This window comes from Pedobacter africanus (genome assembly GCF_900176535.1).
GTDB lineage: Bacteria > Bacteroidota > Bacteroidia > Sphingobacteriales > Sphingobacteriaceae > Pedobacter > Pedobacter africanus.
Genome location: NZ_FWXT01000001.1, coordinates 2,274,831 through 2,293,588, shown reverse-complemented (window position 1 = coordinate 2,293,588; position 18,758 = coordinate 2,274,831). Strand labels below are relative to the sequence as shown.

The window sequence follows — 18,758 nt, the reverse complement described above, 5'->3', positions numbered from 1 at the left end:
ATAAATAAACTGATGTCTTTTATTTTCCGATTTAACTTGAATCTTATCAGGAACTATCGGGATATTAATGGATGCTAATTTCTTTATGTCAATCAAGAAAAGGTTCGAGATTTGTACCGTACGGCCCGCAAAAAGCCTGCTATTTTAACGATAGCAGGCTTTTTTGTTTTAGCATGAAAATGCGCTATGCGCTTAATCTTTTGATAATTTCTATGCAGGCCCTGCCGTTATGATATGGACATTTCCAAAAGCCTGCCTTATCTTGTCCTGCCATTAGGGTATAATCTCGATGAACACCCCAATGCCATTCCCCCTTATCGTTTTTAAGGTGTCTTTTGATGAAGGACCAGCTTTGAACAGATTGCTGTAAGTACCTGATATCAGCACTATTTTGCCAGGCATTCAAAAAGCCTACCATGGCCTCGGCCTGAGGCCACCAATGAGCCTCTTCTTCCCACAGGCCCCCGTCTTCCGCTAAGCTTTTTGTTGCGGCTCTGGTTAATTGTAAGGCCAGTTTCTGGAAAGTTTCGGTCTCTTCTTCGTCTTTAAGGACAGTTGCCGATTCCTGCAGTAACCAAGCCGCTTCAATATCGTGGCCAAAGGAAAATGTGTTTGATCTAACTTCCCAGTTTTCTGCAAAAAACAACTGCAGATGGCAGTTGCTTTTATCTATAATATGGTTTTTAAAGTTCGAAAGCAGTCTTTTGATGGCTTTTTTCAGCTTGTCATCTGGCCAAATCGAGTACAGATTGGTATAGGCTTCGATCACATGCAGGTGCGTGTTCATGGATTTTTTTTCGTTCCGGTCTTTATCACTTAGCCGCAGGTCTTCCAGCGCTCCCCAGGTTCTGCTTAATGCTTCTATATAGCCGGTGTTGACCGGATCAAAGCTGTACTGCTCCAGCAATTCAAAGGTAATTTTAGCCAGAGCCAGGGCTTTTTCATTGGACGCTATCTTTATGTACTCTGCCAGGGCATAGATCACAAAGGCCTGTCCGTATACTTGTTTCCTGGATGCCGATGGTTTGCCTGTAAAATCTACCGCCCAGTAGAACCCTCCATATTCACTGTCCAGAAAATAAGTAGTTAAATAATCAAATGCCCTATGGGCAATGGCTAAATATGCTTTTTTGCTGTTTAGCAGATAAGCCGAAGAAAAGGTATAAAGGATTCTTGCGTTTAATACCAACCCTTTTTCTGCTTGTGGATTAGCAATATTGTCATTGTCTACCTTTCCATAGAACCCGCCATGCTCCTCGTCAACAGTATGAGTCATCCACCAGTTTAAGATGTCTGATAGCTCAGTAATCAGTTCTGCTTTAAAAGTAGCTAAAGGTGCTGGATCCATGCTAAATTCTTATTCTGGTCTATAATGCCGATAATGGTTTCAACAGAGGTGGCAGACCTCAGCCGGTCTTCAGGATTGTGCTTCACGTAATCCAGCAATTGCTGAATAGTTGTAGTTGCTACATGCAGCCTGCTGTCGGAAGAGGCATAGTAAATGTACACAGTTCCATCTTCATCTGCAATCCAGCCATTGCAAAAAACCACGTTGGATACATCGCCCACTCTTTCCTCCCCCTCTGGGGCAAGAAAATAGCCCCCCGGTTTATGTGTTACTTTGGTAAGATCGTTCAGATCGGTCATAAACATATACAGCACATACCTTAGCCCTGCTGCAGTGTTCCGCACACCATGGGCAAGGTGCAGCCAGCCTTCGGATGTTTTTATGGGGGCGGGGCCCTGCCCGTTTTTTGCCTCGTAAACGGTGTGGTATATTTTTTTATCAATTACAATTTCTTCTTCAATGCATGCATTTTCCAGGGATGAGGACAATCCAAATCCAATGCCCCCGCCATTGCCTGCTTCAATAAAGCTGTCTTGTGGGCGGGTATAAAAAGCATATTTTCCATTTACAAATTCCGGGTGTAAGACTACATTGCGCTGCTGGGGGGATTTTGTTTGCAGGTCGGGCAGCCTTTCCCAGTTGGTCAGGTTTTTTGTGCGGGCGATTCCGCATTGGGCTATAGCGGCCGATTGATCTCCTTCAGGGGCCGAGGGGTCTCTTCTTTCGGTGCAGAACAATCCATAAATCCAGCCATCTTCATGCCGTACCAGCCTGATGTCGTAAACATTGGTGTCGGGCTCATCTATTTCGGGCATCACTACCGGATATTCCCAGAACCTAAAATTATCAATCCCGTTAGGACTTTCCGCAATGGCGAAAAATGATTTTCTATCGGTTCCTTCAACCCTGGCCATCAGGATGTATTTGTCATGCCATTTGATGGCTCCGGCATTGAATACGGCATTGATGCCAAAACGCTCTATTAAATACGGGTTGGTTGCCGGGTTAAGGTCGTATTTCCAGGTAAAGGGTACATGCGCTGCTGTTAACACCGGGTTCTTATATCTGTCGAACAAGCCATTTTCCGCTTCCGCTTTTTGATTTGGGGCTTTAAGTAATTCGTTTTGTTTCGAAGCTAGTTGTGTAATATGTTGTTTGAAATCTGTTTTCATCTTATTCTCTTAATCTTCTAATCTATTCCACCATGTTCTTTTTAAAATGAGGCTGATTACCGTTAAAATGCCTGTTGTTATCCATAAAGGGGCATACATCCCTGTGATCAGATACATGGGGAAAATGGTAAGGCAAAGCTGAGCCGTGATACCCAGCGCCACATTGAACATATCCAGTTTAAAATCCTTGTTGGCCTGAAAGGCAGGGTCGTCCTGAACAACCAGGTCGTGTACCGGCCCCCAGAACCCCCAGGGCCGGACATTCCTGTAAAAAGATTTTAATATCCCAATATCTGTGGGAGGCGCACTATAAGTGCCTATAAAGCAGCCTATGAGGGATAATACGAAAAGCAGCGGCCACCAGTATAAAGGTAGGCCGGTTGTGATATAAGGCATGAACAGGGCTGCCACTACACCAATGGTCATTCCCCAGAAAAAACCATTGGCATTGAATCGCCACCAATACCATTTGAGGCAGTTGGCAGCTACGTAACCACCATATAAGCCGCCGACAATCCATTGCAGGATGTCGTTGACATTATTGGCCATAAAACCGAAGAAGATGCCTGTGGTTACCACCATCACGCCTACGGTATAATTCATGGACATGATCTTTTTGGTGCTTGCCTCAGGGTTAACATACTTCAGATAAATGTCATTCACAATATAGGCTTGTGCTGCATTAAGTGTTCCGCTGAAAGTACCCATAAATGCACCAAGTAAGCCCGTTAATACGAGGCCTAAAACACCGACCGGCAAAAAGTTGTTGATGGTTGCTGGCAAAATCCTTTCAAAATCTGTGACGCCGTCAGGGCCTTTCAGGTAAAGCTGATTGTAGTATAAAAGAGCCAGGACGGTTAAACCGGTAATCATGGAATAACGGATGGGCAGCAATATGATACTTACGAACCCGGTCATTTTGCTGGCCTCTTTAGGGCTGCGGGTGCTGAGTACTTTTTGCATGTCGTAGTTTGGCGTTGGCCCTGCAAGGGAGGCAAAAACACCCTTCATAAGCATCATCATAAAGAAAATGCCGAACAGGCTAAAGCCATCATCTGCAATCTTTTTATTGGCATCAGCAGCAATTTTACTCCAATCCAGGTTGAGCTCCCAGCTGAAAAAAGGATTGTTCCATCCTTTGGGTACATTCAATGTCTGCCCATGCAGGTGCTGAACAGCAATTATCCCTATAGCAATACAGGCAATGGTCATGATCAGGTACTTAATGGCATCGCCAAGTACAATACTGTGCAGCCCGCCAATGATGGAATAGAACATGGCAAACAGGGTAAATACAATGCCATAGAAATGGGGGACATACTTTTCGGCCACGGTAAAGGGAATATAGTCCTTAATTACCTCCCAGGGGATGAAAACCTGGACGAATTTACCTAAGCCCACAAAGCCATAGGCCAGAAAGCCCAGGCAGCTGATTAGTGCAAAGGCAATTACGATGATGTGCGAACTTTTGACTCCTTTTCCTGTTAAACCAAATCTGGTTTTCAGCCATTCGGCGCCGGTTGTGGCATTCGATCTCCTGAGCCATTTAGACAGAAACATCATCATAAAAACCTGATTGAAAACGGGCCAGAGCCAGGGAATCCAGATGCTTTTAAAGCCATACACAAAACAAAGGGCTACCATCCACATGGTGCCGCTGATGTCAAACATATCGCTGGCATCACTAAGGCCAAGCATGTACCAGGGTAATTTCTTGCTGCCCATCAGGTAGCTTTCTTTATCCTGTTTGGCCTTGTTCCTCATGTAAAAGCCAATGAGTACCATGGTGAGCAGGTAGGCAAGGAGGATTAAAATGTCAATCAGCTGTAGTTTCATATCAATTGGTCTCGTATATTTTTTTATTGCCTAAAGCTTTTTCGAACAGCATCCTTTTGTTTTGATAGAATTTCTTAAAATCGGGGGCTGAAACCTGACCTTCGAAAGGGGCATAATAATGCATTTTCTTCATTGAGGGCATATATCCTGCGTTTCGCCAAACCAAAATATAGGATAAAGGGTACTCTTTGATTGCCGGCAATAAAGTACCGGTCCACCAATTTGCGTCTGGTATGGCTTCATATCCGGTTTCGGCAAAGGCGGTTAGCTTGCCGCGTTCTTTTGCAATCTTGCTGAGAATGACCAGATTGTTTTTTACGGCTGCGGTAAATGCGTTTTTGTCCTGGTTTTTGAACTGATACAGATCGAAACTCAGCACGTCCACTACATCGTTGCCGGGGTAGTATTTCAGAAACTCCTGCTCGCTGGCAACCCCATTTGTATTGTAAACAAAAATGAGGTTGTGCAATTTCTTCGTATGGTTCAGGTAATCCACCGTGAACCGCCATGCTTTTTTAACTTCAGCCGGGCTTGCGACATTCCTTCCCCACCAGAACCAGTTCCCGGATATTTCATGAAAAGGCCGGAAAAGTATCGGGATGGCTTCTCCTTTGCTTCCTTTTAAGCTGGAAATAAACTTCGAGGCTTTGTCCAACCAGGAGATGTAAAGCTGGTGTTTGCTGCCGCCTGGTAAAATCGCCGCTACTGAATTTCTGGTGGTATCCCATGATGATCCCCCGGTTAGAGGGTTGTCGAAGTGCCAGCTCAGGGTAATGACCGCGCCTTTCCCATATCCATCCTGAATATACTTTCGCATTTTGGAGAAAGGAATGCCATCGATGTTTCTTAGCGAGTCGTGTTCAATGCGTCCCAGATCCCAGCCGTAGACACCGGGATAGTCATTTACCACATCCTTAATGTCACTTTTGCCTGCGATATATTTCCAGTTTACGCCATAGGCCAGGTCGTCCTGATGACCAAATATGGTGTGTTTCCCGCTCAGTTTATAGAGGTTTTTATAGAGGGCAACAGTTTCTTTGCCTGCCGATTTATCGCTTAGCGATTGAGCCGCCGCCTGTAGTTTGTTTAGAACGCAGAGGCATAAAAAGATAATCCTAATAGAAGCCCACATCATCTACATAAATTTGTGAGGTAAGTCCGCTGAATTCCTGGAAGGTGATGGCCGTTATCGTGGTAGGGTTCCCAAGATTTGTAAATGGAATCTGGTAGTCTGTCCAGGTCCCTTCGGTCAGGATGAGCTCGAAAGTACTGGCGGCTGGGGTCAGTGATATCCTTACTTTTTTGCCCGCCGTGCCTGCACCTCCATAAATAGAGATTTTAACCCCGGTATAACCGCTGGTGCTAAATGCCGGTGCCGCTTTTGTAAAACGTACCGCACCGAAACCAACGGTAAATTTATTTACAATGGCTTTTGTTCCTCTTCTTACAATAGCGGTCTGGTTCATGTCGTAGGTGTTGCTGTATGAAGTGTTGGTCCAGCCGCTGGCCATGGCATCGTCAAATATTGTAGCTTTTAAACCAAATACTTTTGCCGATTTTACAGTTCCTACCGGGGTGGTAACGAAGATGTACCCGGAAACAAATCCTGCAGGTACTTTTACTTTGATCTCGGTTTGCGTGCTGGAAACGATAGTTGCCACAGTGGTTTCGAATCTGACCTCAGTTACACCTTTAAAGTAATTTCCTTTTATGCTGATCTCGTCATTCGGTAAGCCTGCTCCCGGATCGAAACCGGAAATTGTTGGCGCGGGTTGTTTGATCTGGAAATTTAAGGTGGCCGAGCCATACTTTGTGCTTACCGTAATCGGATTGTTTAGCGGGTCTGTAAGTTGTGCAGGTATTTTAACGGTTATTGTATTGTCATCCCCATAGATCAGGGAATCTGCCGCTAATGTGCCATTAAAATCGACTTTATAGGTGCTGCTCAGGTTTGTTCCTTTGATGCAGATCCATTCTCCATAATCTACAGATGTTAACAGAATATCTCTGTTTACCAGGTTGCTAATGCCTGTTATGGTAGGAGGATCGGTATTTACCGGATTCTCCTTTTTACAGGCGTTAAAAAGAAAAAGCAGTACCCCAATCAGTGCATAGCTGCTTATTGATGGCATTTTTTTCATAATTGCATGATTTAAATTAATCATTAAATAAATATCTTTTACCAATCCGGGTTATTTGATGGGATGGCTTTATTGGAATTCAGTTCGTTTAAAGGAAGAGGCAGTAATAGGTTTCTTTTGGCCCTCACTTTTGAAATGTTGTTCTGGCCGGTAGAAATCTTGTTCATCACCTGCAGGTAGATTCCCCAGCGCATCAGGTCGAAACGCCTGATCCCTTCCAGGTTAAACTCACGTGCCCTTTCTGCCAGTACAAAACTGCGGAATTGCTCTGGACTCATGTTGGCAGGTGCATATGCAGCGGGCACAGGTACTGCGGGTGTCCCTGTTGTAGGGTAACAGCGGAACCTTACCGTATTTAGTGCATTATAGGCAAGGGTGGTTGGGCCGTTGATCTCATTTTCGGCCTCAGCATACATCAGCAATACTTCCGAGTAACGCAGCAGCGGATAAAAGGCATCGCTGTTTGCTACGCTGGGATCGGCAACAGCACTGTATTTGATGGTATAAGCCCTTTCTGCGGTGGTGCTGTTGGTATTGTTGTAGGTGATGCCGTTAACCACTTTGTACAATGCGGCCTGGGCAAAAGGGTAAAAAATATTTGTTCCCTGTAAAGTGGTATAATTGTGCGTGATGCCATCCAAAACCCGGGCATCAGCCTCGTCGTAATCTTTATAATGGTTGTTGGTGGTCCATACGGCCCCTTGCCCGAAGGTAGACCTGGCCGAGAAATAAGCACCCAGATTATTTACAAAGGCTGTTCCGGCAAGCGATTGCAATTCCCACATTTGTTCTTTATTGTTCCTGCCTGCAATGCTCCACAGGTCTTTCCAGCTTGGTGTTAAGGTGTAAAGCTTGCTGTCTATCATTTCCGCGGCCTTATCCCTTGCCAGCGTATAAAAGGCCTTTGAGTCTATGCCTTCATAGCCGGCAACTATGGTTTTGGCATAGGTGTAATAGCCATTGTCGGTACCTCCCCGAACGGTTACATTGCCTGTTGCTGCACCCGAGGCCATAGTAAGATAGGTTTTTGCCAGAAATGCTTTTGCAACACCCTGGTTTACCCGGCCAGTTTCCCCAGCTTTTGGATGGCCCAAAGGCAGCAGCCTCGTTTCGGCATTTTTAAAATCACTGATCACCACGTCATAGGTTTCTTTAACGGTAGCGCGCGGAATATTGGTCTCGGGCTCGGCGGCCGACAGGGATTTTAAACGGATAGGCACACCGCCGTATAACTGAACCAATTGAAAATAAGCCCAGCCCCTTAGAAAATAGGCTTCGCCGAGGATCCTGTTTTTGATCTCCTCATCCATGGTGCTGATATTGATTACATTCTCCAGAACGGTATTTGCCCTGGCAATAATGGCGTAGCAGCCTACCCAGGGTTTTTCCCAGCCAAAATAAGCCTGAGGGTTCCCTGCTCCTGTGGTGCCTAAAAACCAATCGGCACCCGAAACATGGTCGTCGTCAAGAATGGTCATGTTCCAGAAAGGCTGCAGGTACAGATCGTAAGTATAAAGCTCTGCATATACCCCGTTGATGGCCGCCCTGGCATCGCTTTCATTTTTGTAAAAGTTCTCCGGCGAATAAAAGGAATAAGGGGTTTCTTCCAATGCTTTTTTACAGGAACCGGTACCCAGAAAAAGCAGTCCGGTAGCAAATGCGGTAAAGTATTTTGAAAATGCTTTCATGTTCTGTTTTTAAAAGGTTAAAAATTGCAGCGTAAAGAAAGGTGATAGGTTCTGGCATTAGGATAGCCCCCCAGGTCGACCCCGAAAAGTGCAGGATTATCACCATAACTGTTGATCTCTGGATCGTAGCCCGAATAATTGGTAAATGTGTAAAGGTTGCTTACGGCAAGGGAAACCCTGAGATTATTGATGACTTTGGATTTGAGCGGAAGCTGATAGCTGCAAGTCACATTTTTAATTCTTACAAAGCTTCCGTCTTCAACAAACCTTCTGCTGAACAGCTGGTTCCTGAAAAACTGGCGCATCACCTTAGGCCCGGTAGCATTGGTATTGTCGTTCCCCTCGGCCCAGGCGCCATCCAGCATCTCTTGGGTGATGTTTTTATTGGTGCCCAGGTTTCCATTAAACCGGGTATTCATATTGATAATGTCGTTGCCCTGAACGCCGTTGATAAATATGCTCAGGTCAAATCTTTTGTAGCTGAAATTGTTGGTAAAACCAAAGGTATAATCGGGATTTACGTTGCCGATAAAAGTTCTGTCGGTTTGTGAAATATTGGTCCTGTCATTATCCAGGTTCTGGTATTTGATCTCACCAATGGTTCTCAGGATGATCGCTGTGCCCTGACCGCTATAGGCCGGGTCGCTTCTTACCTCGGCTTCATTGTCGTAATATCCATCTTCAACATAACCGTACAGTGCGCCGATTGGCTTGCCTACAGTCTGGATGAAAGGTGCATCGCCGGTAGAGATATTTCTTCCGTATTGCTCGGTTACATCCGGACTTAAACTTAAAATTTTGTTGCGATTGAAGGCTATGTTGAAGCTGGAGTTCCATTCAAAGTCTTTGTTCCTTAAAACAACGCCGCCAAGTGTAACTTCCAGTCCTTTATTCTCTATTGAGCCAGAGTTTACCAGTTTGGTTGGGAACCCGGTAGAAGAAGGGATGATCAGGTTTTGTAAGAGGTCGTCGGTTATTTTTTTATAGAGATCGACCTGCAGATTGAATCTTTTGTTAAATATACTGAGGTCTAACCCAGCGTTATAGGAGGTTGTAGTTTCCCATTTCAGCTTTTCATTAGGAGGGCCAGAATAAAGGTCGTTGGCAAGGCCTGTCTGCACAGCGCCCCCAAATACATAATTGTAAACACTCAATTTGGCCAGGGAAGCATAGGAGCCAATGCCTTGGTTGCCGGTTTGTCCGTAACTCAGGCGTAGCTTTAAGTCGTTAACCATCTTCACATCTTTCATGAAGTCTTCGTTTGATATCCGCCATGCAGCGGCCGCCGACGAAAATCCTGCCCATTTGTTGTCTTTACCAAATTTGCTGGAACCATCCTGGCGATAGGAAAAGGTAAGCAGGTACCGGTCGTCATAGTTGTAATTTGCCCGGCCTAAAAAAGAGATCAGTGTAGATTGATAGCGTGAAGTGATGATCGGGAGGGTAGCTTCGGCCGCAGCCATATTCTCGTTTTGCAGTGCATCATTCGGAAAAGTTTTGGCTTCCGTCCTTTTGCTGTTGCCGTTTGTGCGTTCAAAAGTGCCTGCTCCAACAATGTTTAAGCTGTGCTTCTCTATCTTTTTATTATAGGTCAGAATACTCTCGGCAACACCACTGTTCCATATGTTGTCGGATTTTAAGCCCCAGCCTTTAACAGCAAAGCCTTCGTAAACACTTCTTGGATAATATTGATCGCGGGTACTGGATGCGTAGCTAAAGCCAAGGTTCTGCCTGAATTTGAAATCCTTTAAAAAGCTTGCTTCCAGGTAATTTGAAGTAAAAATGTTGATCCCCTTTACGCGATTTAAAACGTCATTAACATAAATGTAGGGGTTGGTGATAAAGGCGTCGCCCACACCGTCGTAATCAATTGGTTCTGATTGAGTGGAAGGAAAGGTGATGGCAGAGCGTATTACTCCGGCACTTGCCGCATCCGATTTATCGGTGCCGGTTTTTACACCGTTGGTACGGGAGCTTGCCAAAGTTGTGCTGGTTCCGATCTTAAAGGTTTTGCTGATGTTCCTGTTCAGGTTTAAACCGAGCCCGAATTTGTTGTAGTCTGAATTTGAAATGGTCCCTTCCTGATTTAAATAGTTAAAGGAAATGCTATGACTGCCGGCATTACCACCTCCGGAAACGTTTATGGTATAATTCTGAAGCGTGCCGGTGCGAAAAATCCGGTCCTGCCAATTGTTGTTATTGCCGATAAAATCCTGCGGTCCTTTGGCATAATAGGTGCCGCCCGGGTTTAAAGGGTCGGGCAGGTTTGTGCCCGGGTAGGGCAGGGTATACGCAGTTCCGGTATATTTGTTGGAGTTCAGGTAAGCCAGATTCTGGTAGGCGGCATACTCAGCAGGATTTAAAACATCCAGTTTTCTGGATACCTGTGCCTGGCCTATGGTGAGGTTAAATTCGACCTTGTCCTTTCCTGATTTTCCTTTTCTGGTGGTAATCAAAACGACTCCGTTCGCCCCGCGTGAACCATAAATTGCAGTTGCGGAGGCATCTTTTAAAATGTCGATGCTTTCAATATCGCTGGGGTTCAGGAAGGCCATAGCATTTAAAGTCTGTTTTTCGTCTTCGCCGATAGATTGCGGGGTGGTGCCAGAGCTGCTGTTGTTGAAGGGTACTCCGTCTATCACATATAGAGGTTCTGTATCGCCAAGAAAGGAGTTGGAGCCTCTTACCCTGATGCTCAGGCCTGCCCCAGGGGCACCATCATTCTGTGTCACATTTACCCCCGCAATTTTCCCCTGTAATGCCTGCAGGACATTTGTAGGTGCATCTTTAATCAGATCGTCCCGTTCAATTCTGCTGATGGCACCAGTCAGGTCGGATTTTTTTGCTGTGCCGTAACCTACTACAATGACATCGGAAAGTGTATTGCTTGTAGGTTTTAGCATGATGCTGAACGTCGTTCTGCTGCCAATGGCGATCTGCTGTTCTTCCATTCCGAGGTAGGAAATGGTTAATGCCTGAGCTGAGGCCGCAATGGCAAGTGTAAAGTTGCCTTGTCCATCTGTAATGGTTGCTGTTTTTGTATTTTTTATACTAACTGAAGCACCTGGAAGTGGGCTGCCGTTTTCATCAGTCACTCTGCCGGATACTTTTTTGTCCTGGGCAAAAGTGTTGGTTATAAATAACAGGCATGCAAGTATTGCCAATAAATTAATGGATAGTTTATTAAGCATAAGCGGTTTATTTGGTTAACATCAAAAGTAGTCCTCGATATGTGCTGAAAAATAATACTATTTTATCCATTTGTGATATTTTTATCGCAGTGATCTTCGTTGTTTTAAAAATTAGGCGGTTTTATGAGTTGCTGAACCTGTTTTAATTGCTGAATAGATGTCTTTAGTCTTATATTTGAATGTGATATTATTTTATCCATATCATTGGTGTTATTTATACATTTATTGTGCAAAAGGACATGTTAAAAGAAATTACCCCCTTAACCAACAGTGATTGTTTTACTATTTTTGAACGGAAGAAACAGTATTTCGATTTTCCGTTGCATTATCATGAAGAGATGGAGTTGAACTTTATTTCCAATGCCAGCGGAGCAAGAAGGGTAGTTGGTGATCATATTGAAGAGATCGGAGATGTGGAACTGGTATTGGTGGGGTCTAATCTTCCGCATGTATGGGAAACCCATAAACTGGATGGAAGGGAAATTCATGAAGTGACCATTCAATTCCATAAGGATCTCTTCGACGAGAAGTTTTTACGCAGAAATCAGCTGCGCGTAATCAGGGAGCTGTTCGAAAAATCAAAATGCGGAATCCTGTTTTCCAGGGAAGCGGCACAATCCATAGGACCAAGGCTGGTAAAACTGAATAAGAAACATGGGTTTGATTCTGTTTTAGAACTGATGTCTATTCTGCACGATTTATCAAGCTCTAGAAATATGCGGACACTTTCTGACTCAACTTTCAGCCAGGCAGAATTCTCTTACAATAGCCGGAGAATAGAAAAGGTGATGGAGTACATCAATTTAAATTTTGATAAACAGGTAAACCTGGCCGAAGTAGCAAAAATTGCCAATATGACTGAAGTTTCTTTTAGCCGCTTTTTTAAAAGCAGGACGGGGACTAACTTTACCGATAGCCTTACCGACATCAGGCTGGGCCATGCTTCCAGAAAACTGATTGATACCACAGAAGCGGTAGCTGAAGTAGCCTACAATTGTGGGTTCAATAATATCTCTAATTTTAACCGCATCTTTAAAAAGAAAAAAGGCTGTACGCCCAAAGAATTCAGGGAGAACCTTTCGGGCAACAGGGTTTTTGTATAACATAAAAAATAAATTATATCCAGATGAAAAAGCTAGCGCTGATTTTATTTCTCTTAACTGCCTTTGTAATATCAAAAGGACAAAACACCCCCTTTTATAAAGATATCCAGTATTTTAAGAAACAAGACAGTATCGATTTTCCGCCCAAAAAGGCCATACTTTTTATTGGAAGTTCCACTTTTACCAAATGGAAAGATGTGAATACCTATTTTCCGGGACATACCATCATCAACCGGGGTTTCGGAGGTTCATCGCTGCCAGATGTGATTCGGTATGTTGAGGATATTGTTTATCCTTATCATCCGCGACAGGTTGTTATTTATTGCGGTGAGAATGATTTTACAGGTGGAGCTTCAGCTGAAGCCGTGGTAGAGCGGGTTGGGCAGCTGCTCAAGTTAATAAGAAAAAAATACCCAAGGATTCAGGTTACCTATATTTCTATTAAACCAAGCCCTTCCAGGGAAAAATACTGGACTTTAATGCGGGAAGCAAATGCAAGGATCGCAATGATGATTTCGAAAATGAAACGGACCAGTTATATCAATACCTACGATGCCATGTTCAACGCCGATGGTAATATTAGGTCTGACATCTTTTTGTCAGACAACCTGCATATGAACGCAAAAGGATATGCCATCTGGGCAAAAATTATGCAACCTTATCTTATTAACAGATAAAAAACACAATGTCGGAGTTTATTAATGTGCCTAAACTTCATTAGATCGGTACGTTTCTGTATGGGGTGATTAAAGATAAGCTACCGCATTGATGGAAAATTACCATTGATGAGGATAATATTTTTAAGAGGCATTATTTCCACCGTAATTTGCTAACATTGTTTTAAAATTTGTATTACCTAAGAATGAGTGGGCAAGACATAGTTGATTATAGTAAATTACCGGATGCAGAACTGGCTGTCTTATTAACAGGGGGTGACCAGGCTGCGTTTACGGAGATTTACGACAGGCACTGGAAGCTGATTTATGTGCATGTCTATAAAATGCTGAGGGATGAGGAAGATGCGAAAGATATTGTTCAGGAAGTTTTTGGTAACCTGTGGATCAGAGCAGAATCCATAAAAAACAACACCAATATTGCTGGGCTGCTGTATACTGCTGCCAGGAATAAGGTGTTTGATCTGATTGAGCGAAATAAGGTGAGGAGCGATTATATCGGCGAGATTGCCAGTTTTATTTCAGGTACAGGAAACGATCAGGTAGATACCATCGATGAAAAACGGATTATTGAAATTCTGGAAAGGGAAATTCAGAAACTACCCCCGAAGATGAGGGAAATCTTTGAACTGAGCCGTAAGGAAAACCTATCACATAAAGAAATTGCAGCTAAATTGAACATTTCGGAACAAACCGTAAAGAAACAGGTACAGAATGCACTTAAGGCAATTAAACCCAAATTGAATGACATGGGTATTGGCATTGCGATACTGCTGTTGATGCGTTAATAGCATGGTATGAAAATATTTTAAAATTTTTCTACCCCCAGATTTACTTTCACCCGTTTAGCTGTAAATGAACTCCAAAAAGAATGGATAGGCAACAGGCAAAAGCATTGGTTAAAAAGTATAACCGCGGACTGGCAACAGCTGAAGAACAAGCAGTGCTGGAAAACTGGTATATGCAAAAATTGGACAGCCTTTTTCTTCAGGATGATGAAATAGATTTCGGCCGGCTTGGACCGGAACTGAAAGCCCGTGTACTTAATCATGCCGGAATTGCTGCCCCGATTGCTCAAGCCAGGAGCCTTAAGTTATGGCCGAGTATTGCAGCTGCTGCAGCTATTATCTTAGTTGCCGGAGCTGGCTTGTTCTATTATGTTAAGGGGCCTTCAAATGAAATAACCGGTCTTTCCAGACACAACGACATTGCTCCCGGATCCAATAAAGCCGTTTTAACACTTGGAAATGGCCACCAGATCACTCTGACCGATGCACAGAACGGAGCACTGGCTACGGAAGATGATGCCATCATCAGAAAAACTGCAGATGGACAACTGGTGTATCGAGGAGCTGCTGTAAATGATACCACCGCTGTATACAATACGATTTCTATTCCGAAAGGTGGTCAGTATACTTTGTCGCTTTCAGACGGAACAAAGGTGGTTTTGAATGCAGCCTCTTCACTGAAGTATCCGATCCGTTTTAAAGGGGCCAGCCGGACCGTTGAATTAACCGGCGAGGGGTATTTTGAAGTCGCGCACAACCAGGCGAAGCCCTTTAAGGTTATTAGCAGGGGCCAAATTGTGGAAGTGCTGGGTACACACTTTAACGTGAATGCTTATGCGGATGAGCCAGGTATCAGGACCACGCTGCTGGAGGGGAGTGTGGATGTGAATGGTACAATACTTAAACCTAATCAGCAGTCGGTTCTGTCGGACGATAACATAATTCGTGTGAGAACAGTTGATGTGGATGATGCTGTGGCATGGAAGGATGGTTTATTTAAATTTGATCATACGGATATTAAGACTCTCATGCGCCAAATTTCACGCTGGTATGATGTGGAAGTGGCCTACGAACCAGGCATTAAAGATGAACAGTTTTACGGAAAAATTGAAAGGAGCTATACACTCTCTGAAGTGTTAAAGGTACTGGAGCTCGGCAAAGTGCATTTCCGGGTAGAGGGTAGAAAAATAATAGTTATGCCGTAATAGGGAAAAAAAGATACACCTAAAATCAACTCATAATTAACTAAAACTAAACCAACCAAAATGAAAAAATCTCTACAACAAAGCGGCTAAACCAGTCAGGAGGTTAGCGGTAAACAAAAAAGCCCGGAGAAGGCTTCGACACTTTTCTCCGGACCTACGTTTGGGCTAACCCGATCCGATAAATCGGAATGATGTATAATTCTTGAAAATTAATCCAAACCCAAACAATACAAACGTATGAATTTATACTCATATGCGAAAGTTTCCCATAAACCAGGGGGACAGCTGCGTAAAATCATTATGGTAATGAAACTGATTTTTTTCATAATCACCATCGCTTGTGTGCAGGTATCTGCAATTGGATACGCGCAAAAAATAAGCATCAATCAAAAAGATGTTATGCTTACGAAAGTTTTTTCTAACATAGAAAGCCAGACGGGCTATAGCTTCTTTTGGAAGAATGAAGACCTGACAAAGATTAAGATAGATGTAAAGCTTCAGAATGCGTCGTTGGAAGATGCTTTAAAAGAGATTTTCCAGGCATTGCCATTAACATATTCTATCTCCAAAAAATCAATCGTGGTGCAGGCGAAAGCACCTTCTTTACTGGATCAGCTTACTGAGGTTTTTAAAGATACGGATGTTCGCGGTGTTGTTGCAGATGCAAAAGGTGAACCGCTTCCGGGTGCCACGGTTTCTGTCAAAGATGGAAAGGCCAGGACCATAACGAATGCCCGAGGTGAATTTGTATTGAAAAATGTAGCCGATGATGCCATTTTACAGGTCTCTTTTATGGGTTACGTAACCAAAGAAGTACCTGTTGGAAATCGCATAATAGGAATCAGACTAGAATTGAGTAACTCAAAACTGGATGAAATTCAGGTGATGGCTTACGGCAAAACCAGCCGGCGTTTTTCTACCGGGAATATTACTACCGTTACCGCCGAGGAAATTGCAAAACAGCCCGTGATGAACCCTTTGCTGGCCTTGGTGGGCAAAGTGCCTGGAATGACCGTAACACCTAACACCGGGTATGCAAGTGGAACCATTAAAGTGGAAATCCGTGGACGGAGTACCATCAGTTCAAAATTTCCTTCAGATCCTTTGTATATTATCGATGGTGTGCCGCTCACTTATTTAGATATCAGTGGAAATTCCAGTTATGAAGCAGGTTCTCCAGGAATTATACAGAACGGAAGTTATACGGCAGGCTGGGGACAGAGCCCACTGTTTAATATCAATCCTGCCAGCATATCAAGCATTGAGGTCTTAAAAGATGCTGATGCTACAGCAATATATGGTTCCAGGGGAGCCAATGGCGTTATCCTGATCACCACTAAAAAAGGAACACAGGGCCCAACAAGCATTTCTGCAAATGTTGCTCAGGGTATCAATGTGGTTACCCGCTATTGGGACCTGTTAAATACAAAAGATTATGTAAAAATGAGAAAGGAGGCCTTTAAGAATGATGGCATTACACCCACCTTGCTCAACGCTCCTGATCTTATTGCCTGGGATACCACTAGATATACCAACTGGCAAAAGGAACTGTGGGGAAATACAGGAAAAGTCACAACTGTCAATTTAAGTATTTCAGGGGGCAATGAAAACACCCAGTTTAACATTAATCCGGGATATAGCAGGACAACTGATATCATGACAAACAGCGGATCCAATAAAAGTGCCAACATGGGGTTTAGCATCAGCAATGCTGCCTTCAATAAAAAATTGAAAACTAATTTTCAGGGTGCCTATACTTTTACCAGTGTCAATACAAACAGTACACCCTCGGTAGCCGGACTTGCACCTAACGCACCACCAATATTCGACAGCCTCGGACAGCTCAATTATAAAGAATGGAATGATGCAGGATTACCAAATTCCTATCCTTTTGGTTCGCTCAATGCTTTGGCCTACTCAAAAACATCCTTAATATTAGGGAGCCTGGATATTTCTTATGAGTTGTTTACCGGACTTCAGCTAAGCAGCCGTTTTGGCTACAATACCAGTCACAACACCGGTGGTGGGGCACAGCCGATTTCTTCGCAAAATCCTGTGACCAGTCCGACAGGTAGCATGATGGTTGGAACCAACGACAACCAAAACTGGAATATTGATCCGCAATTGAACTATCAGCGAACTATAGGTAAAGGTAATTTATCTGTACTCCTGGCGGCTACATTGTCGGGCAGTATTGCTTCAGGTCAGAATATTATGGGCTTTGGCTTTGAAGATGATAACCTGTTGGGTTCTATTTCTTTTGCTCCATTTAAGCTGATTAACGATACCTATGGCCAATATAAATATGCGGCGCTATCGGGTCGGGTTACCTATAACTGGGATGGTAAATATTTTGTGAACCTGAGTGGACGACGGGATGGATCTTCACGTTTTGGTCCGGGAAAACAATATGGAAATTTTGGTGCTATAGGCCTGGCGTGGATTGCGTCACAGGAAACCTGGGTTAAAAACGTCCTGCCTTCCTTTATGGGCTTTTTAAAATTCAGAGGCAGTTACGGACTAACGGGCAGCGATGGCGTAGGGGATTACCAATACATTAGCCAATGGTCAAGTCAGCCGGGTGGTACACCTCTGTATACTTATGGTGGAATTACACCGCTGGTAAGCCTGCATGCTGTAAATCCGGATTACCAATGGCAGGTAAACAAAAAGCTGGAAGCCGCAATGGAAATGGGGCTTTTTAATGATAGAATTACACTTAGCGCTGTTTACTATCAAAACCGATGTGGAAATCAGTTAACCAGTTACCCTACCCCTCGTTATACTGGTTTTGATGGGGTAACGGCCAACTGGGCAGCTACCGTTCAAAATAGCGGATGGGAGTTTGCTGTGAATAGCAATATAGTCGCTGAACAGGATTTTAGCTGGGATCTGGGTTTAAACGGGGGAACCAATAAAAACATCCTGCTCAGGTACCCTGATCTTAAACTCTCACCTTATGCAACCCAATATGTTATCGGTAAGTCTGTAAATGATAAATATCTTTTACACTATATCGGTATTGATCCAATGACTGGTCAATATGCTTTTGAAGATCGCAACAAGGATGGCGTGATTGATATAAATCCATTTGAACAGCCTGGACAGAAAGATGACCGTTATATAGTAATCAATTCTGACCCGAAATTTACCGGAAGCATAGAAAACCGGTTCCGTTACAAAAATATGGCATTGAGTTTTTCCATGTATTATAAAAATCAAATGGGCATAAGTGCTTTTTATAGTGGTATGCCCGCAGGAAATTTTGGGAACATACCAACAGAAATTTTTGAAAACCGTTGGCAATATCCCGGACAGCAGGCTAAATATGCGATCCTGACTACTACTTCGGGCGGACCGCAGAATGGATATGTATCATCTTCCGATCTGTATTATACTGATGCATCTTACCTGCGGCTGCAAAATGTTTCATTTTCTTATGCCGTGCCGGAGAAAGTGCTGAAAAATAAGAAGCTTAGTTTTTCTGTAAATGCACAGAATTTATTGGTGTTTACAAAGTATAAAGGCATCGATCCCGATACACAAAATTTTGCATCAATGCCTACTGCTAAAATAATTACTGCTGGACTTAATCTTACATTTTAAACTATG

12 protein-coding genes are annotated in these 18,758 nt (G+C 43.6%); 5 read left to right on the top strand and 7 right to left on the bottom strand.

The window, feature by feature from the left end; all coding sequences use genetic code 11:
* Window positions 1-184: 184 nt before the first annotated feature.
* The 7 genes from B9A91_RS09455 to B9A91_RS09425 are packed head-to-tail and all read right to left on the bottom strand — an operon-like array spanning window position 185 to window position 11,376.
* Window positions 185-1,348: an AGE family epimerase/isomerase gene (locus B9A91_RS09455; protein ID WP_084238092.1), complete on the bottom strand. Its 1,164-nt coding sequence runs from the start codon at window positions 1,346-1,348 to the stop codon at window positions 185-187.
* Window positions 1,330-2,520, bottom strand: coding sequence for a glycoside hydrolase family 130 protein (locus tag B9A91_RS09450; RefSeq protein WP_084238091.1), 1,191 nt, complete (start codon window positions 2,518-2,520; stop codon window positions 1,330-1,332). Before B9A91_RS09450 ends, B9A91_RS09455 begins: the two co-directional genes overlap by 19 nt.
* A gap of 9 nt (window positions 2,521-2,529) precedes the next feature.
* Window positions 2,530-4,356 (bottom strand): sodium:solute symporter family protein, encoded by a 1,827-nt coding sequence (locus B9A91_RS09445; protein WP_084238090.1) that lies wholly within the window; start codon window positions 4,354-4,356, stop codon window positions 2,530-2,532.
* Window position 4,357: 1 nt separating this feature from the next.
* On the bottom strand, window positions 4,358-5,491 hold the full coding sequence (locus tag B9A91_RS09440; RefSeq protein WP_235012512.1) for a glycoside hydrolase family 26 protein: 1,134 nt from the start codon (window positions 5,489-5,491) through the stop codon (window positions 4,358-4,360).
* Complete coding sequence (locus tag B9A91_RS09435) at window positions 5,472-6,497, bottom strand: IPT/TIG domain-containing protein (protein WP_144008890.1); 1,026 nt, start codon at window positions 6,495-6,497, stop codon at window positions 5,472-5,474. The genes B9A91_RS09440 and B9A91_RS09435 overlap by 20 nt, the downstream gene beginning before the upstream one ends.
* 38 nt (window positions 6,498-6,535) lie before the next feature.
* A complete protein-coding gene (locus tag B9A91_RS09430; RefSeq protein WP_084238087.1) occupies window positions 6,536-8,185 on the bottom strand; it encodes a RagB/SusD family nutrient uptake outer membrane protein in 1,650 nt (549 codons plus the stop codon).
* 17 nt (window positions 8,186-8,202) lie between these two features.
* Window positions 8,203-11,376: a SusC/RagA family TonB-linked outer membrane protein gene (locus B9A91_RS09425; protein WP_084238086.1), complete on the bottom strand. Its 3,174-nt coding sequence runs from the start codon at window positions 11,374-11,376 to the stop codon at window positions 8,203-8,205.
* Between the two features lie 239 nt (window positions 11,377-11,615).
* Here B9A91_RS09425 and B9A91_RS09420 point away from each other — a divergent pair, with 239 nt between their 5' ends.
* From B9A91_RS09420 to B9A91_RS09400, 5 genes are all read left to right on the top strand, one after another.
* Window positions 11,616-12,479, top strand: a complete 864-nt coding sequence (locus tag B9A91_RS09420) for a helix-turn-helix domain-containing protein (protein ID WP_084238085.1) — start codon at window positions 11,616-11,618, stop codon at window positions 12,477-12,479.
* 23 nt (window positions 12,480-12,502) lie between these two features.
* Window positions 12,503-13,156: a GDSL-type esterase/lipase family protein gene (locus B9A91_RS09415; RefSeq protein WP_084238084.1), complete on the top strand. Its 654-nt coding sequence runs from the start codon at window positions 12,503-12,505 to the stop codon at window positions 13,154-13,156.
* A 185-nt stretch (window positions 13,157-13,341) separates the two neighbouring features.
* Window positions 13,342-13,941 (top strand): RNA polymerase sigma factor, encoded by a 600-nt coding sequence (locus tag B9A91_RS09410; RefSeq protein WP_084238083.1) that lies wholly within the window; start codon window positions 13,342-13,344, stop codon window positions 13,939-13,941.
* An 83-nt stretch (window positions 13,942-14,024) separates the two neighbouring features.
* Window positions 14,025-15,146 carry a FecR family protein gene (locus B9A91_RS09405; protein ID WP_084238082.1) on the top strand — a complete coding sequence of 374 codons (1,122 nt, stop codon included), beginning with the start codon at window positions 14,025-14,027 and terminating at the stop codon, window positions 15,144-15,146.
* Window positions 15,147-15,383: 237 nt separating this feature from the next.
* Complete coding sequence (locus tag B9A91_RS09400; RefSeq protein ID WP_084238081.1) at window positions 15,384-18,752, top strand: SusC/RagA family TonB-linked outer membrane protein; 3,369 nt, start codon at window positions 15,384-15,386, stop codon at window positions 18,750-18,752.
* Window positions 18,753-18,758: the final 6 nt, after the last annotated feature.

What these genes read in the sequence shown, in the direction of transcription:
- B9A91_RS09455 (WP_084238092.1), bottom strand. Translation starts at nt 1,348, where the DNA reads ATGGATCCAGCACCTTTAGCTACTTTTAAAGCAGAACTGATTACTGAG.
- B9A91_RS09450 (WP_084238091.1), bottom strand. Translation starts at nt 2,520, where the DNA reads ATGAAAACAGATTTCAAACAACATATTACACAACTAGCTTCGAAACAA.
- B9A91_RS09445 (WP_084238090.1), bottom strand. Translation starts at nt 4,356, where the DNA reads ATGAAACTACAGCTGATTGACATTTTAATCCTCCTTGCCTACCTGCTC.
- B9A91_RS09440 (WP_235012512.1), bottom strand. Translation starts at nt 5,491, where the DNA reads ATGATGTGGGCTTCTATTAGGATTATCTTTTTATGCCTCTGCGTTCTA.
- B9A91_RS09435 (WP_144008890.1), bottom strand. Translation starts at nt 6,497, where the DNA reads ATGAAAAAAATGCCATCAATAAGCAGCTATGCACTGATTGGGGTACTG.
- B9A91_RS09430 (WP_084238087.1), bottom strand. Translation starts at nt 8,185, where the DNA reads ATGAAAGCATTTTCAAAATACTTTACCGCATTTGCTACCGGACTGCTT.
- B9A91_RS09425 (WP_084238086.1), bottom strand. Translation starts at nt 11,376, where the DNA reads ATGCTTAATAAACTATCCATTAATTTATTGGCAATACTTGCATGCCTG.
- B9A91_RS09420 (WP_084238085.1), top strand. Translation starts at nt 11,616, where the DNA reads ATGTTAAAAGAAATTACCCCCTTAACCAACAGTGATTGTTTTACTATT.
- B9A91_RS09415 (WP_084238084.1), top strand. Translation starts at nt 12,503, where the DNA reads ATGAAAAAGCTAGCGCTGATTTTATTTCTCTTAACTGCCTTTGTAATA.
- B9A91_RS09410 (WP_084238083.1), top strand. Translation starts at nt 13,342, where the DNA reads ATGAGTGGGCAAGACATAGTTGATTATAGTAAATTACCGGATGCAGAA.
- B9A91_RS09405 (WP_084238082.1), top strand. Translation starts at nt 14,025, where the DNA reads ATGGATAGGCAACAGGCAAAAGCATTGGTTAAAAAGTATAACCGCGGA.
- B9A91_RS09400 (WP_084238081.1), top strand. Translation starts at nt 15,384, where the DNA reads ATGAATTTATACTCATATGCGAAAGTTTCCCATAAACCAGGGGGACAG.